Origin of the sequence: Hanstruepera flava (assembly GCF_023634025.1) — a bacterium.
In the GTDB taxonomy this organism is placed as follows: Bacteria; Bacteroidota; Bacteroidia; order Flavobacteriales; family Flavobacteriaceae; genus Hanstruepera; species Hanstruepera flava.
Genome location: NZ_JALJCW010000002.1, coordinates 139,438 through 156,668, shown reverse-complemented (window position 1 = coordinate 156,668; position 17,231 = coordinate 139,438). Strand labels below are relative to the sequence as shown.

The window sequence follows — 17,231 nt, the reverse complement described above, 5'->3', positions numbered from 1 at the left end:
CGACCTTTACAAAAAACGAAAACACTATTATGAAACATCCAATTTTAAAAATTTTGTTTGTTTTGACAATACTCACCTATTTTGGTTGTCAAAATAATACATCTGAAAAATTAAGCAATCCTGAAGAAAATCTACCTGAAGGATTTGAAAAGTATGGTCAAGAATTTAAAGGAAAAATAGCAGAATCTTATGAAGATTCAGAGCAATGGTGGCCTAAGAAGAAAAGACCGAAAGAAGGATCTCCAAATGTTATTATTTTTCTATTAGATGACACAGGATTTGCTCAAATAGGGTCATTTGGTGGTTTAATTAACACGCCAAGCATAGATAAACTTGCATCTAATGGTCTACGCTACAATAATTTTCATACAACAGCACTTTGCTCGCCTTCTAGAGCGACTTTAATGGCAGGACGTAATCCACATAAAATTGGGCTAGGAAGTCACGCTTTAACAGCAATGGGTTTCCCAGGATATAATGCTATAGTTCCTCCATCTGCAAAATCTATTGCTAACTATTTACAAGAAGAAGGTTACGTTAATTATTCTCTTGGAAAGTGGGATCACACACCATTATATGAAGTATCACAAATAGGACCATTTGATAGATGGCCAAGTGATGAAGGATTTGATCATGGCTATAATTTCATGGCAGCCGATGTTCATCAATTTGTGCCTGTTATGTGGAACGATCACACACCAGAACCTTATAGAAAATCGAAACATTTAGATGCGGATTTAGCTGATCGCGCTATAGAATGGATTACTGGACACAAATCTTTAGATAGCGAATTACCGTTTATGATGCTTTGGGCTTCAGGTTCTATGCACTCTCCACACCACGCTCCAGACCATTATATAGATAAGTATAAAGGTAAATTTGATCAAGGCTGGGACAAAGTTCGCGAAGAGATAATTGAAAATCAAAAACGTCTAGGAATTATTCCACAAAATACTAGACTCACTGATAGGATTGATGAAATTCCAGCTTGGGACTCATTAAATGACGATGAGAAAAAACTTTATGCAAGGCAAATGGAAGTATTTGCTGCTCAGCTAGAGTTTGTTGACCATCAAATTGGAAGAATTATTAAAACATTAGAACGTATTGATGAGTTAGATAATACATTGATTTTTGTAACCTCTGATAATGGTGCTTCTGGAGAAGGTGGTTTAGCAGGAACGTTTAATGAAACTTATGTTTTAAATGGTATGCAAACACCTTTTGAAGCCAACATGAGAAATTTAGAACGTTGGGGACGTGCTGACACTTATCCGCATTACCATGCTGGATGGGCAATGGCAGGGAACACACCATTCAAATATTTTAAACAGTCTGAACACCGTGGTGGTCAAGCCGATCATTTAGTGGTTCACTGGCCAAATGGCATTAAAGATAAGGGAACGATTAGACAACAGTATCATCATATAAGTGATATAGCTCCTACTATTGCAGAAGTTACTGGAATAGAAGTTCCTGATGAGTATCATGGTATAAAACAACAGCCTTTTACGGGTGTTTCAATGCAATATTCATTTGACAATCCAGATGCACCAAACGCCAAAAAGAAACAATACTATGAAATGTTTGGTAATCGTGCCATATGGGCAGACGGTTGGAAAGCCGTAACATTACATGGTAACCGTATGCCATGGGAAACAAATGTTGTAATTCCATTTGAAGATGATGTTTGGGAACTATATCATGTTGCAGAAGATTTTTCTGAAAGCAACGATTTAGCTGAAGAAAATCCTGAAAAACTTGAAGAATTAAAGCAAATTTTTCACGAAGAAGCACTTGCAAATAATGTCTATCCTTTATACGATGATATGATAAAGCGTTTAAATGACGTAAACAAAGTTCTTTTTGGAGATCAAACAGACTACGTTTATTATGCACCTGGAGCAGTTCGTATTGCAGAAAAAGCATCAGCACCTGTAAAAGGTCGATCTCATACCATTGAAACCACTGTTGATCTTCAAGGCAATGAGGAAGGTGTAATTGTTTCTTGCGGTGGAATGACAGGTGGATATACTATGTACATAAAAGATAGCAAACTTCATTTTGACTATAACTTTTTAGATGGTGTTCATTACCATTTAACAAGTAATACATTACCGAAAGGTAAAACAGATTTGAAATTTGAATTTATACTTGATAAATCGAAATTAGACGGAACATTTAAACCATGGTCTGGTGATGGTATAATATATGTAAATGGTGAAAAACAAGATGAAATGTACTTTGATGCTATGCATATTAGTACCTACTCTTTAGCTGAAACCTTTGATGTTGGTATGGATTCTGGCACACAAGTGGATCCAAATTATGAAGGAAGCCCATTTAAATTTACAGGAGAATTAGATCGTGTTATCATCACACTAACAGATTAATAAAATTAAAAATCTTAAAAAGTCCAGTTTTAAAAACTGGACTTTTTTATTACAGCCATTAATAAAATTCTAATATTTTGATAAATGAATAATCACTATTCTGATGTTTTAAATTTTAACTGCGGACTCCAAATGAAAAACCGCTTTATGTTGGCACCACTTACCAACCAACAAAGTCATGAAAACGGTAAGTTATCTGATGACGAATACCATTGGCTTGCTATGCGAGCCCAAGGTGGTTTTGGATTGGTTATGACCTGTGCCTCTCACGTTCAAGAAATTGGAAAAGGATTCTCTGGACAATTGGGCATTTTTTCAGATGATTTAATTGAAGGTCATACCAAGCTAGCCTCTAAAATTAAGAGTTATGGGAGTTTGGCTGTTATTCAACTGCATCATGCTGGTATGCGCTCACCTTTTGAAGTCATAAAACAACAAGCAGTTTGCCCTTCGGATAGTGAAAAACATAACGCTAGAGCTTTGACTTTAGATGAAGTACATCAACTTAAAGACGATTTTATTCAAGCTGCCATTCGTGCGCAAAAATGTGGCTATAATGGTGTTGAAGTTCATGGTGCTCATGGTTATATTTTAACGCAGTTTTTAAGTGATACTATAAATAAACGTAAAGATCGATATGGTGGTTCATTAGAAAATCGATCTCGTTTACTTTTTGAAATTGTTGAAGGTATTCGAGCAGCCTGTGGAAAAGAATTTTTACTAGGCGTACGATTATCACCAGAACGTTTTGGCATGAAATTGTCTGAAATAAAAGTTATCAGTCAACAATTAATTGATGATTATAATATTGACTTTTTAGATCTTTCGCTTTGGGATTGTTTTAAAAAACCTGAAGAGTATCCAGATTCTGATAAATCATTGTTACAACATATTACCGATTTGAATTTTAAAAACGTGAAGCTAACAGTTGCTGGAAATATTAGAACTGGTGATGATGTGCAAAACGTATTAGATTCTGGAGTAGATTTTGTAACCACAGGTCGTTCTGGTATTTTACATCATGATTTCCCAAAACGTGTGATTGAAAACCCAAACTTTAAACCTATTGAAAATCCTGTTTCAGAAAGCTATTTAAAATCTGAAGGTTTGAGTAATACTTTTATTGATTATATGCGCAGATGGGATGGGTTTGTTGCTAAACATTAATTTTTTAATTCAATTGAAATTACCATTATTTATTAAATTTATCACTTGAAAGAATTATATGGAATTGAAAAGATCAATTGGCTATACATCAAATTGGATTCATACCATTTTTATAAGTATAATACTATCCATGATGGTGGTCTTTATTCTAATTTTTTTACAGCCATTTGATACCTATACTACTGATATACCTTATAAAAATCTTAAGCTATTTGGATATTCATTCTGCATAATTATACCTATATTATTTTTACACTTACTCGAGAATTTATGGTATGGATACGCAAACCGTAAATGGAACGTTTTACAAGAAGTTTTTATTCTTTTATTAGGTTTTATTTTAATAACAATTGTATCATATTTTTACAATACTATATTAGTAAATGGGTTTAAAATTCACTTAAATGAAATTTTAAATTGGTCTAAATCTTTTAGTGTTCCCTTTGCTCCAATATTCATTCCAATTTGGGCATATTTGAGATTTAGATTTAGTAAAATTGAAATAAAATCCACCTCTTCAGAAAGTGATAATAAAATTGTAATTAAAGGAAGTAATAGCAACGAGCAAATTAAGTTTTTAGAAAAAGACTTTATAATGGCTCAAGCCCAATCAAACTATGTTGATATTTATTTTCTTTCACAAAACACGCTTGAAAAACAAGTCATTCGGTCAACCTTATCAAACCTTATCAAAGAGATTCCTCGAGGACAGCAAATACATAGATCGTTTATTATTAATCCATCTTTTATTACAGGTATTGCAGGAAATACAAGAAAAGGAACAATAAAGCTTAGTTATATCGATGCCGATATTCCTATTTCGTCAAAACACTTTTTAGGCGTTAAAAAGTACCTTCAAAATCGTCCCTAAAATTCAATTTTAGCCCTAAATCTTCAATTTCAAATAATTATTTTCAGCATCATCACTATAGTTTTGCAGGTATTCTTATGCACCATTTATTTGTACCAACAAAACAATAAAACACATAAAAATGAAAACAATTATTATTACATTATTTACATCGTTAGTTTTAATTAATCCGCTAAATAACCAATTAGAGAATGAACGAATTGAACTATTAAATCAAGTATTCAAAACTCTAGAATCTCAAATAGCGAATCCAGAATGGTTAAAGCATGAAGACTTCATTACATTCAAAAATCACATGTATTCAAACGAAATACTAAACCTAAATGAAGAAGACTTTTATATTGCCTTTGATTTAGGTAGAAAAAACTTACCATTTTCACATTTTCAATTAATTAAAAAAAACAAATCAACAAGTAAGGCAACTAAATCAGAACAAAATTTGCCAATTACTTGGAAAGCTTTAGATAATAAAACTGCATATTTAAAAATAAGCTCATTTATTGTTAGTGGCGAACCTATGATGCAAGCCGTTCAAGAAATTGGAACAGATAAATTTGAGAATTTAATAATAGACTTAAGAGGTAATACAGGTGGATCACTAGATGCTCCTGTGATATTAGGTCAATTCTTGACACAAAATACAATTGATGCAGGTTACTACTTAACACGCAAATGGTTTGAAAAATCAAATTCTTTACCAACTCAAAGTCAAGTTTCTAAAATGCCTTTACTTCAAGATTTTACTTATACTGGAATTCGCAAAATGTTCGTGAATGAAGCTGCATTTAGAACGATAATACCAGGACATAATAGACCAATCTATCAAGGCAAAGTATATATTTTAATAGATTATAATACTGCAAGTGCCTGCGAGCCATTAATTGACCTTGTGCAAAAGACAAATATTGCAACATTAGTTGGCGAAACCTCTAATGGCGCTATGTTGAGTGGGCACACATTTCCAGTTAACGATGATTATTCTGTATTTGTACCAATAGCAGATTATTATACTTCTGATGGAAAAAAAATCGATAAGATTGGCGTTAAACCTGACATTGAAGTACATCCAAAAAGGGCAATGGAATATGTTTTAAATATTATTAATCAGGAATAAATTATCAATAAAGATTTAAAAAAAAGAAAAAGCACAATCTGTAGATTGTGCTTTTTCCTATATTAGATTCCTACCAACTAAGGAACTCATTAAATCTCTCTATTCGGATCCCAAGCTTCTAAATAATCTTTAACTGCTTTTACAAACTGACCACCTAATGCACCATTCACTACTCTGTGGTCATACGAATGTGACATAAACATACGGTAACGAATACCAATAAAATCGCCTTCAGGTGTTTCTACAACAGCAGGTACTTTTCTAATAGCACCAAGTGCTAAAATACCTACTTGCGGTTGATTAATAATTGGTGTTCCCATAATACTGCCAAAGGTTCCTACATTGGTAACTGTATATGTTCCGCCTTGAATATCGTCTGGTTTTAATTGGTTTTGTCTGGCTCTATTAGCTAAATCGTTTACCTTTTTTGTCATACCTACCAAGTTTAACTGGTCTGCATCTTTTATAACAGGTACAATTAAATTACCATCTGGCAAGGCTGCTGCCATACCTAGGTTAATATGTTTTTTCTTAATGATGCTATCTCCTTGAACCGAAATATTCATCATAGGATAATCGCGTAGTGCTTTGGCTACAGCTTCCATGAATATTGGTGTAAAGGTTAGGTTTTCTCCTTCGCGTTGCGCAAATTCTTTTTTAACCTTATTACGCCAGTTCCAGATTTTGGTAACATCGGCTTCTATAAAACTCTGTACATGTGCCGAAGTTTGAACCGATTCCACCATATGATGCGCAATCAATTTGCCCATTCTGGTCATTTCAATAATTTCGTCATCACCAGAAGCTACAACTGGTGCTGCTTTTGGCTTTTCGGTTTGTTGAGCTGGTTGAGACTTCTCAACTGTACTCGGAGTCGCAACAGGTTGACCTCCTCTGTTATCTAAATAAGCAAGAATATCATTTTTGGTAACGCGTCCATCTTTACCGGTTCCTGGCATGGCATCTAATTCACTTTGAGAAATACCTTCTTTTTTTGCGATATTTCTAACTAAAGGTGAATAAAAACGGTCACCAGAAGATACAATAGGAGCTGCTGTTTCTTGAGCTGCCACTACTGTTTTCTCAACTTCAGCTACAGCTGGCGTTTCTGGTACAGATTCTGTTTTAGCAGATTCTGGTTGTGATGTAGAAACACTAGCTTCACCTTCGGTTTCGATAACGGCAATTGTTTGCCCTACCTGTACCACATCGTCAACATCAAAAAGTTTTTCAACTAAAACACCTTCAACCTCACTCGGCACTTCGCTATCCACCTTATCGGTTGCTATTTCTAAAACCGCTTCGTCTGCTTCAATAGTTTCGCCTACTTCTTTTAACCAAGAAGTAATGGTTGCTTCTGCTACACTCTCTCCCATTTTTGGGAGTTTTAATTCAAATTTTGCCATATCTGTAATGGAACGCTGTTTTTTTAAATTACGACTGCAAAATTAATGAAAAATCATCGAATTGATTGCAGTTTTGTTAATTAATTCTTTTCAAACAACATGATTTCACCTCTACACTTGGAGCTATTACTACCAATCATGAAATGCGCATTATTTGGCAGTATTTTGAAGGAAATGGTACGTTGCGTCTTATAATTATCAATCAGTTCTATAATGGATTTGTAACTGAACGTATGGGCATCAAAAATAATTTCGGTATACGGTTTTAAATCTGGTAATTCAGAAACCACTTCAACGGGTTTATCTAAAAATGGTATTAAAAAATCGCAAATCCGTTTGGACAACACTAAAAAGGTGTCAACCCGTTTTTCTTGTTGTTTAGGTTCTGAACGTAGCACGTAAGCTGCTTTTATTCCAAACCAAACTATAGTGTTGAACAGCCAATTACTTTTAAAATGCTTTTTGTAAAAAATTTGCATAGCACCATAAAAACGTTTGGCATATTTTACGTCCTTTAAAGTACTCTCTCCTTTATAATGTATAATACTGGTCGTACCATTATAGTAGTTTTTATAGCCAGCTTTTAAAACTTTATAGGAAATGTCTACATCTTCCCCATACATAAAGTAATCTTCATCGAATCCACCTACAGCTTCATAAACCGCTTTTTCCATAAACATAAAAGCACCAACAAAAACCGGAACTTCACCAATACCAAACTCATCAACTTGATTGGCATAATAGTCATACGGATTACCCAACAGCTTTTTTAGTGCCACTTTAGGTTTTGGGATATTACGCTTACTTTCTGGTAAAAAATGCCCTGTTCCATCAATCAAGCGACAACCTACAATTCCTGGATTATCCTGCTGTTTGATAAACTGTAATAATGTGGAAAAGGTGTTTTCGGCCACAACGGTATCTGGATTTAAAATACAGATATATTCGCCTTTAGCTTGAGCGACACCCAAATTGTTTCCTTTTGAAAACCCATCGTTGTTTTTGTTTTCAATTAAAACAACTTCAGGGAATGTAGTTTTTACCATTTGGCAACTGTCATCAGACGAGTTATTATCTACAACTATAATTTCGGCATCTAAATCAACTATGGCAGCTTCTACACTTTTTAAACATAACTCCAAAAAGTAACGCACGTTATAGTTTAGTATGACGACAGATAGTTTCAAATGATATATTTAAGATTTTAAGGAAGCTTCAAAAGGAATGCGGTTAATGATGCTTCTTCCCAAAGTCACCTCATCGGTATACTCCAGTTCGTTTCCTACTGAAATACCTCGTGCTATTGTTGATGTTACGACATTGTAATCCTGAATCTGCCTATAAATATAGAAGTTTGTGGTATCGCCTTCCATGGTAGAACCTAAAGCAAAAATGAGTTCTTTAACTTTACCTGACTTTACCTTTTCAACCAACGTTTCAATATTCAAATCGTTGGGCCCAATACCATCCATTGGTGAAATTTTTCCACCCAAGACATGATAGAGTCCACGAAATGAACTGGTATTTTCAATAGCCATTACATCACGAATATCTTCAACTACGCAAATGATTTCATCCGTTCTATTTGGGTTTGAACAAATTTCGCAAACCGCAGTATCGCTAATGTTGTGACAGCTTTTACAGAAATTAATTTCTGATCGCATGGTTTTCAATGCATCTGCCAATTGATTGGTCTGATTCTCGGGCTGCCTCAGCAAATGCAACACCAAACGTAAAGCTGTGCGTTTACCAATTCCTGGTAATTGCGACATTTCGTTTACGGCACGTTCCAATAATTTTGATGAAAATTCCATTGCTGCGAATTTACGATTTTACATTTAAGAATTGTATATACAATGGTAATTTGTATTTTGGCTCTACAATATTTTTTTATGAATCCAACGCAGATTATTTTACTCATTGTCGCCTACTTTGGCTTGCTGATACTGATATCGTTTTTTACTGGAAAAAAATCTGGCAATGATGCTTTTTTTAAAGGTAACAGACAATCGCCTTGGTATGTAGTAGCATTTGGAATGATTGGCGCCTCTTTATCAGGCGTGACCTTTATTTCTGTTCCCGGTTGGATTGAAGCTTCGCAGTTTAGCTATATGCAGGTTGTATTAGGTTATATTGTGGGCTATCTGGTTATTGGGTTGGTTCTACTCCCGTTATATTATAGGTTAAATTTAACTTCCATTTACACCTATTTGGAAACACGTTTCGGAAACTACTCTTATAAAACAGGTGCTTCCTTCTTTCTTATATCGCGAGTAATAGGAGCAAGTTTCAGATTGTATTTAGTTGCCAATGTTCTACAAATCATTTTGTTTGATGAATTAGGCATAGAATTTTGGCAAACGGTTACCATTACAGTTTTGCTAATTTGGCTGTACACTTTTAAATCAGGTATCAAAACTATTGTTTGGACAGACACCTTACAGACCCTTTTTATGCTTATTGTCGTTGGTGTTACCATTTATTTTGTAGGCGATGAATTAGGTTTAAGTGGTAGTAATATTTTCAGTTTTGTTTTAGATAGTGATTTAAGTAAGACCTTCTTTTTTGATGATTTTAAATCTAGTAATTATTTCTGGAAGCAATTTATTTCCGGTGCTTTTATAGCCATAGTCATGACAGGTTTAGACCAAGATATGATGCAAAAAAACTTGACCTGCAGAACACTGAAAGATGCACAAAAAAACATGTTTTGGTTTACTATTGTATTGACTATTGTGAATTTTGTATTCTTAAGTTTAGGTTTACTTCTAACGGTTTATGCGCAACAAAATGGTATTGATGCCCATAAAGATGATTTGTTCCCCATTCTAGCAAAAAACCATTTAGGTATTGGTGTTTTTGTATTTTTCTTACTCGGATTAATTGCAGCAGCATACAGTAGTGCCGATTCGGCATTAACCTCTTTAACCACATCATTCAGTATTGATATTTTAGATATTGAAAAAAAACACAATGCCGAAAAACAGGTTCGTATTAGAAAACGTATTCATGTATTTATTTCCCTAATTTTAATTCTGGTAATCATTGCCTTTAAATACATTATTAAAGATGCCAGTGTTATTGCCAAACTTTTTGTGTTTGCAGGTTATACCTATGGCCCACTATTAGGCCTATATGCTTATGGTTTGTTTAGTAAATGGCAAGTAAAAGACAAATGGGTTCCGGTAATTGCGATTCTCTCACCAATCCTTTCCTATATTATTAGTGTGAACAGTTCAAAATGGTTTGGATTTGAATTTGGTTTCTTTATTCTTATACTAAATGGGTTTTTGACCTATTTAGGTTTAATACTGATTCGTAGACAACAACACTAACGTACAAGCTTCTTCAAAATCAATGTTATTCTCTCGCAATAATTTATAAAATGCAGGGTTTTCCGTTCCTGGATTGAAAATGACACGCTTTGGGTTCAAGCCTATTATATAATTGTAGTAAGCTTCTTGCCGTTTAGGATTTAAATACAATGTAACAGTATCTATATTATTATAACCCATTAATTCCGTGTCTATTGTTACTCCAGAAACATCTCCAGATTTCATTCCAAAAGCAACAACCTCGTGCTTATTTGCTACCAAGCGCTGAATGGCATAATGAGAATATCTGTTAGGTTTTAAAGATGCACCAAATACTAGTGTTTTTCTACTCATGTGTTAAAGTGTTGTTAAGTAATGTTAAAAAGAGTAACAAGCAGCAAAAATAGACGTCTGTAATAATAATAACAAAAATAAAACATCAATCAAAAGACAACCAATCAGATGAAAAAGCTATTAACAGTATGCTTGTTATTATTAACTCTATTTGCGCAAGCACAAACTTCTGTAAGTAACGTTCCCATTCTTGTTAAAGGAAGCATTACAGGTACAATAATAGACGCTACTTTAAACCAACCCTTACCTTATGTTACCGTTATTTTAAAAAGTGAAGCTGGTGAAACGATTAATGGAACAATTACAGATAACGATGGAAAATTTTATATTCAAAAAATACCTGGCGGAAAGTATGTTGTAACCATACAGTTTATAGGATATAAAACAATAGACCGATCGATATCCATTAACCAAGATATTAAAGATATTGATTTAGGCACCTTGACTCTTGAAGAAGAAGCAACAGGTTTAGATGAAGTTACCATTGTAGCAGAAGTATCAACAATTCAACAAAAAGTAGACAGAAAAGTAGTTAATGTTGGTAAAGACTTAACAACTGCTGGAGCAACAGCTTCTGATATTATGAACAATATTCCTTCGGTTAGTGTAGACCAACAAACGGGAAACATTAGCTTGCGTGGTAATGAAAATGTACGTGTAATGATAGATGGCACATTATCTAATGTTCCTATAGCGCAATTACTTCGTCAAATACCTTCTACATCAATCAAGCAAATAGAGCTCATAACAAATCCTTCAGCAAAATATAACCCTGAAGGCATGAGTGGTATTATTAATATAATCCTTTACAAAAACACCAACATTGGGTTTAACGGAAATGTAAATTTTGGTCTTACCAAAGAAATCAACGCGCGTTTTAATAGCTCTATTGACATGAACTATCGTAATGGCAAAGTAAATCTATTTGGGAATTACGGCAATAACGTTGGGTCTAATAATAGCTATGGAAACATTTATAGACCTGACAATACCTCCAATCAGATATTCAATACAGATAGAAACGGTAAATCGCATTTGTTTAAAGTAGGGCTTGACTATTATTTAAATGACAACAACACCATTTCCTTTTTTACCAATCAAAATGTTTTTGATGGAAAAAATGATGGCACGACAGATGTGGTTTATGACAATGGTCCAACCGAACGCCAATTGTTCAACAACACTATTGACAACATTTCTTCACAATATAATTTAGCCTACAAACATGACTTTAAAAAAGAAGGTGAAAAGCTGGATATTGAAATTGATTACAGCGATTTTAATCAAGAAGAAGATGCTAACTTCGATTTTATCAACATCGCCTTCCCGCCAAACTATGAAGATTATGTAAACACAGATCGTGCCCAAACCATCGTAAATATTGATTATGTAAACCCTCTAAACGACGAAACTAAACTGGAAGCAGGACTTGAAGCCCGACTTTATGATACTACAGTTGATTATAAATCAACAGGGCTTTCTCCAAACCCTGATCAAGACGATATTGCTAACAATGGCGATGAGTTTAGACCAACACCTTCAACATATTTCGATTATAAAAGAGATATTTACTCGGCTTATGTTACTTATGGAAAATCAAAGGAAAAATGGAGTTATCAATTAGGTGTAAGAGCAGAAACAGTAACTGTAGATGCTATTGCTACTAATTTTTTAGAAAATGAAACAGAGGTTAATCCATTTGAAAACGATTATATACAATTTTACCCATCTGCCTTTTTAACCTACACTCCTAGTGATAAGAACACCTATCAATTAAGTTACAGCAGACGTGTAGACAGACCAGGTGTTGGGCAAGTTAACCCTATACGAGAGTGGAGCACACCTTTGTTATCCAATGTTGGAAATCCTGAATTGGAGCCACAGTTCACTAACTCTATTGAAGCTAATTACATTCGTAACCTTGAAAAAGGATCAATTACTGCTGGAGTTTTTTACAGATTAATTGAGGATGAGATTAATAGAGCCGTTTTTGTTGACCGATTAGATTTCAATAAATACATTTTAACTTTTGAAAATTTCGATAACACATCAGCCTATGGTGTAGAACTATCTAGTAATTACAGACCAACGAAATGGTGGAATTTTAACACCAGTTTCGATTTGTATTACAGACAGCAAAAAGGGTTTACCGAGCGTGTAATTGCACCTCCTGGTGTAGACCCTACCGAAGACGATATTATAGTTGATCAAGTTACAGCAGATAATATTATTTGGAATTTTAGAATATTCAACAACTTTAAAGTGGTTAAAAATTTGGACCTATCACTTTTTGCCATGTATAGAGGTGAAGAGGAAGGTATTCAATTTACCAGAAAGCCTATGTACTTCGTAAATACAGGAATAAGATATAGCTTCTTGGAAGACAATAGAGCTACAGTAAGTTTTAACTACAACGATATTTTTAATACCATGGCTTTTGAATTTGAAGGTGAAAATCCAGTACCATCTGTTGGCGGATTTAATTGGGAAAGCAATACATGGAATATAAACATTTCTTATCGTTTTGGAGGAAATAAATATAGAGCGCTTCAACGCAAAAACCGCGACAACAACGAAAAGTCAGGTAGTGGCGGATTTATGTAAAATATATTTAATAGCCTAACATAATAGTTGATGGTTAGTGTTAATGTTTTGGTTATTAAATTAGAAAACCCAGGGTGTCACTGCCTTGGGTTTTTACTTACCAAGTGTTAAATCATCGTTAAATACAGTTCTATATGAAATAAAAATAAACTTTTTACGTCTATATAAATAAGTGATAAGTTTTTAAGTAATATAACTGTGAACTTCTCGCGGTTAGTGTTAGTTAAAATTGGTTAATAGCGAAAAAACCCGGAGCAGACTTGCCTCGGGTTTTTTTTATATTTATTCATGCATTTCAAGAATTTATTACCATTTAATAATCACACTGCCCCAAGTAAAGCCACTTCCAAAAGCAGCCAGCACAACTGTATCATCTTCTTTGATTTTACCTTGTTCCCAAGCTTCGGTTAAAGCAATTGGAATGGAAGCTGCTGTGGTATTGCCATACTTCTGTATATTATTGAATACTTGGTCATCTGAAAGTTTAAATTTCTTCTGTATAAATTGCGCAATTCTCAAGTTAGCTTGATGCGGTATCAACATATCAATGTCCTCAACTTGAAGTTTATTTGTCATAAGCCCTTCCATAATCACCTCGCTAAATCGAACCACGGCATTTTTAAATACAAATTGTCCATTCATATAAGGAAAATAACTTTCATCATTAGGGTCATTATCTGCAATGATATCATTTACCCAACGTTTGCCCATTCCAGGTGCTACCAACACCAATTCTTCAGCATGCTCACCCTGTGAGTGTAGATGTGTAGATAAAATGCCTTTAGATGTATCTTCTTCACGAGTTAAAACCGCAGCTCCTGCTCCATCTCCAAAAATCACCGACACACCTCGCCCTCTAGTTGTTTTATCTAAGCCATGAGAATGTAACTCACTACCTATTACCAATACATTTTTATACATGCCTGTTTTAATAAAATTGTCAGCAACCGACAGACCGTAGACAAAACCCGAGCATTGGTTTCTAACATCCAATGCACCAACGGTTTTTATATCCAAAGCATGTTGAACCTGAACACCTGGTCCTGGAAAGTACATATCAGGGCTTAAAGTAGCGAAAACAATAAAATCTATATCATCTTTATCAATTCCGGCACGATCTATAGCTATTTTGGCTGCTTCTACTCCCATACTAGCCGTTGTTTCTCCAGAATTTGGTTTCACCCAACGACGCTCTTGAATACCTGTACGTTCCTGAATCCACTCGTCACTGGTATCCATTATTTTAGACAAATCATCATTCGTAACCACATTGTCAGGAACATAATATCCCAACCCAATTATCTTTGAATTATACATAGGCAATGTTTAAAGTAAGTCCCGCAATTTAACTATTTACGGTCTAATTGATTTCAAATGTCAATTGCAATCGTTATGCATGCATAACAAATAAGATTTAAGTTTTCTTAACTTTTTAGCAGGAGCATTTTAAGTATCTTTAGGGCTCTAATTAAAATTCAATGTCATGAAATACATTTTTACACTCTGTTTATTTCTTTGTTTATCCTTTGGTTTTTCGCAAGAAAACCTGACCTATCAAAAACCTCATCAAAATATTTTAGAATTAGCTGAAGCACCTTTGGCTCCTAGTATTCGTATGGATAGTAAAGGGGAGAACATTGTGTTTCTATACCGCAGTAACTACAAAACTATTGAAGAACTTTCTGAAACCGAATTACGTTTAGGCGGTTTACGAATAAACCCTGTTACCAATATAGGCAGTAGAACGCGTTACTACACCGACGTAAAAGTTAGAAATGGTAAAAGTGGTGATCCAAAGAATATTTCAGGCATGCCAGATAATGGCCGTTTTGCTAATTTTTCATGGTCGCCAGATCAAAAGTTTATGACATTTACCAATACGGTGTCTAATGGTGCTGAACTTTGGTTATTGGATATTCTAAATGCTTCCGCTAAAAAAATAACCGATGCCAACTTAAATGCCAATATGGGAAACCCTGTAACTTGGTTTAAAGACAGTAAAGCCATGCTGGTTAAAATGCTACCTGATACTAGAAAGCCTCTTATCAATACTAAAGAAGCTGTTCCAACGGGACCAACAGTTTCCGTAAGCGAAGCCGGTGTAAAAGCCCAAAATAGAACCTATCAAGATTTACTGAAAAACAAGAATGACGAGCACAATTTTGAGCAATTGGCGCAATCCGTTATTTACAAAGTTAATTTAGATGGTTCAAAATCGGTGTGGAAAGAAAGCGATATGTATCGTGGTTTATCATTTTCGCCTAATGGTGAATATGTTATGATAACAACTATTAAAAAACCATTTTCATATTTAGTTCCCTATTATAGATTTCCATCTGCTTCAACCATTTATAAAAGTAATGGTGATAAGGTTAAGACTGTTCTAGAAGTTCCTTTAATTGAAGATTTACCAAAAGGCTTTATGGCAGAGCGCAAAGGTAAACGTAATTTTACCTGGCGTGATGACAAACCAGCTACATTAGTTTGGGCTGAAGTACTAGATGGTGGCGACCCTGCCAACGAAGTTCCTTATCGCGATGAAGTGTTCCAGCAAGATGCGCCATTTGATGGACTAGCGAAATCCATTTTAAAAACCAAGGATAGGTTTAGCGGAATTATTTGGGGAAATGACAACACAGCTTTAGCTTACGATTATTGGTGGAACACCAGAAACACAAGAACTTACGTGTTTAATCCTTCAAACCCGAATCAGGAAGCAAAGATTCTTTTCGATAGAAATTATCAAGATCGTTACAGCGATCCAGGTAGTTTTGTTACTTCTAAAAACGCATTTAACGAGTATGTTTTAGAATTGGATGACAATAAAGTCTATTTAATTGGTGATGGTTACAGCAAAGAGGGTAAATTTCCATTTGTAGATGAATTGGATTTAGAAACCAAAAAAACCAATCGCTTATATCAATCGCAACTTACTGATAAAGTTGAAGACATATCAAGCGCTTTAGATGCCAAAAAAGGTGAATTTGTTGTTCGTATAGAATCGAAAAACGAATATCCTAACTATTACATTAGAAACATAAAAAAACGTATCGGGTTAATCCCTTTAACGCAATTTGAAAATCCGTTTAAAAGCATTCAAGATGTTGAAAAGCAAGTAATAAACTACAAACGTGATGATGGTTTAGACTTAAGCGCCACTCTGTATTTACCAACCAATTACGAAGCAGGCAAAAAGTACCCGATGATTATGTGGGCTTATCCTCGAGAGTATAAAGACAAAAACAGTGCAGGTCAAAATACATCAAGCTCCAATGAATTTACGTACCCTTATTACGGTTCTCCAATTTATTGGGTAACTCGTGGCTATGTGGTTTTGGATGACGCGTCTTTTCCGATTGTAGGTGAGGGTGACGAAGAACCAAACGACAGTTTTATTAAACAATTGGTTGCCAATGGCAAAGCAGCTATTGACGCTGTTGATAATATGGGTTATATAGACCGAGATCGCGTTGCTGTTGGCGGACATAGTTACGGTGCGTTTATGACGGCAAATCTATTATCACATTCCAATTTATTTGCTGCTGGTATTGCCAGAAGTGGTGCCTACAATAGAACATTGACGCCTTTTGGTTTTCAAAGCGAAGAACGTAACTATTGGGAAGCACCAGAGATTTATTACAACATGTCGCCATTTATGCATGCAGATACTATGAAAACACCTTTGCTGCTAATCCATGGTGAAGCTGATAATAATTCGGGAACCTATCCTCTACAAAGTGAACGCTACTTCAATGCTTTAAAAGGATTAGGCGCTCCAGTGCGATTAGTTATGCTGCCAAAAGAGAGTCATGGTTATGCCGCCAAAGAATCAATCATGCACATGCTATGGGAGCAAGATCAATGGTTAGAACAACATGTGAAAAACAAAGCAGAGGTTAAAACGCCTGAAGAATCTATAAAGAATTAAGTTCTCGATTTAAATTTATCAAAGCACCCTTCAATCGAAGGGTGCTTTTTTTGCTTGAAATGTCAGTTTGTCACATTTTT

The 17,231-nt window shown here is 34.7% G+C and carries 12 protein-coding genes; 7 read left to right on the top strand and 5 right to left on the bottom strand.

The features are described 5' to 3' along the window. Nucleotides 1–29: 29 nt before the first annotated feature. The 4 genes from MTX13_RS08240 to MTX13_RS08225 all read left to right on the top strand — a co-directional run bounded on the left by MTX13_RS08240 (nt 30) and on the right by MTX13_RS08225 (nt 5,545). Entirely contained in the window at nt 30–2,393 is a 2,364-nt protein-coding gene (locus tag MTX13_RS08240) for an arylsulfatase (protein ID WP_250434070.1), read from the top strand. 84 nt (nt 2,394–2,477) lie between these two features. Next, nucleotides 2,478–3,560, top strand: coding sequence for an NADH:flavin oxidoreductase (locus tag MTX13_RS08235; RefSeq protein WP_250434069.1), 1,083 nt, complete (start codon nt 2,478–2,480; stop codon nt 3,558–3,560). A gap of 64 nt (nt 3,561–3,624) precedes the next feature. Further along, the gene (locus MTX13_RS08230; protein ID WP_250434068.1) at nt 3,625–4,431 is read left to right on the top strand and encodes a LytTR family transcriptional regulator DNA-binding domain-containing protein; all 807 of its coding nucleotides are present in this window, start codon (nt 3,625–3,627) and stop codon (nt 4,429–4,431) included. 121 nt (nt 4,432–4,552) lie between these two features. After that, nucleotides 4,553–5,545 carry a S41 family peptidase gene (locus MTX13_RS08225; RefSeq protein WP_250434067.1) on the top strand — a complete coding sequence of 331 codons (993 nt, stop codon included), beginning with the start codon at nt 4,553–4,555 and terminating at the stop codon, nt 5,543–5,545. Between the two features lie 89 nt (nt 5,546–5,634). Here MTX13_RS08225 and MTX13_RS08220 read toward each other — a convergent pair whose 3' ends face one another. From MTX13_RS08220 to recR, 3 genes are all read right to left on the bottom strand, one after another. Continuing rightward, nucleotides 5,635–6,951 carry a dihydrolipoamide acetyltransferase family protein gene (locus tag MTX13_RS08220; protein WP_250434065.1) on the bottom strand — a complete coding sequence of 439 codons (1,317 nt, stop codon included), beginning with the start codon at nt 6,949–6,951 and terminating at the stop codon, nt 5,635–5,637. Between the two features lie 80 nt (nt 6,952–7,031). Then, nucleotides 7,032–8,138, bottom strand: coding sequence for a glycosyltransferase family 2 protein (locus tag MTX13_RS08215; protein ID WP_250434064.1), 1,107 nt, complete (start codon nt 8,136–8,138; stop codon nt 7,032–7,034). A gap of 9 nt (nt 8,139–8,147) precedes the next feature. After that, nucleotides 8,148–8,765 (bottom strand): recombination mediator RecR, encoded by a 618-nt coding sequence (gene recR, locus MTX13_RS08210; protein ID WP_250434063.1) that lies wholly within the window; start codon nt 8,763–8,765, stop codon nt 8,148–8,150. A 78-nt stretch (nt 8,766–8,843) separates the two neighbouring features. Here recR and MTX13_RS08205 point away from each other — a divergent pair, with 78 nt between their 5' ends. Then, nucleotides 8,844–10,286 (top strand): sodium:solute symporter, encoded by a 1,443-nt coding sequence (locus MTX13_RS08205; RefSeq protein ID WP_250434062.1) that lies wholly within the window; start codon nt 8,844–8,846, stop codon nt 10,284–10,286. On the opposite strand, the gene MTX13_RS08200 is transcribed toward MTX13_RS08205, so the two are convergent. Next, the gene (locus tag MTX13_RS08200) at nt 10,257–10,619 is read right to left on the bottom strand and encodes a CoA-binding protein (RefSeq protein ID WP_250434061.1); all 363 of its coding nucleotides are present in this window, start codon (nt 10,617–10,619) and stop codon (nt 10,257–10,259) included. The genes MTX13_RS08205 and MTX13_RS08200 overlap by 30 nt on opposite strands. A gap of 108 nt (nt 10,620–10,727) precedes the next feature. Here MTX13_RS08200 and MTX13_RS08195 point away from each other — a divergent pair, with 108 nt between their 5' ends. Next, entirely contained in the window at nt 10,728–13,223 is a 2,496-nt protein-coding gene (locus MTX13_RS08195; protein WP_250434060.1) for a TonB-dependent receptor domain-containing protein, read from the top strand. 306 nt (nt 13,224–13,529) lie between these two features. On the opposite strand, the gene MTX13_RS08190 is transcribed toward MTX13_RS08195, so the two are convergent. Further along, on the bottom strand, nt 13,530–14,540 hold the full coding sequence (locus tag MTX13_RS08190) for a 3-oxoacyl-ACP synthase III family protein (protein WP_250434059.1): 1,011 nt from the start codon (nt 14,538–14,540) through the stop codon (nt 13,530–13,532). A gap of 166 nt (nt 14,541–14,706) precedes the next feature. Here MTX13_RS08190 and MTX13_RS08185 point away from each other — a divergent pair, with 166 nt between their 5' ends. Next, a complete protein-coding gene (locus MTX13_RS08185; RefSeq protein WP_250434058.1) occupies nt 14,707–17,151 on the top strand; it encodes an alpha/beta hydrolase family protein in 2,445 nt (814 codons plus the stop codon). Nucleotides 17,152–17,231: the final 80 nt, after the last annotated feature.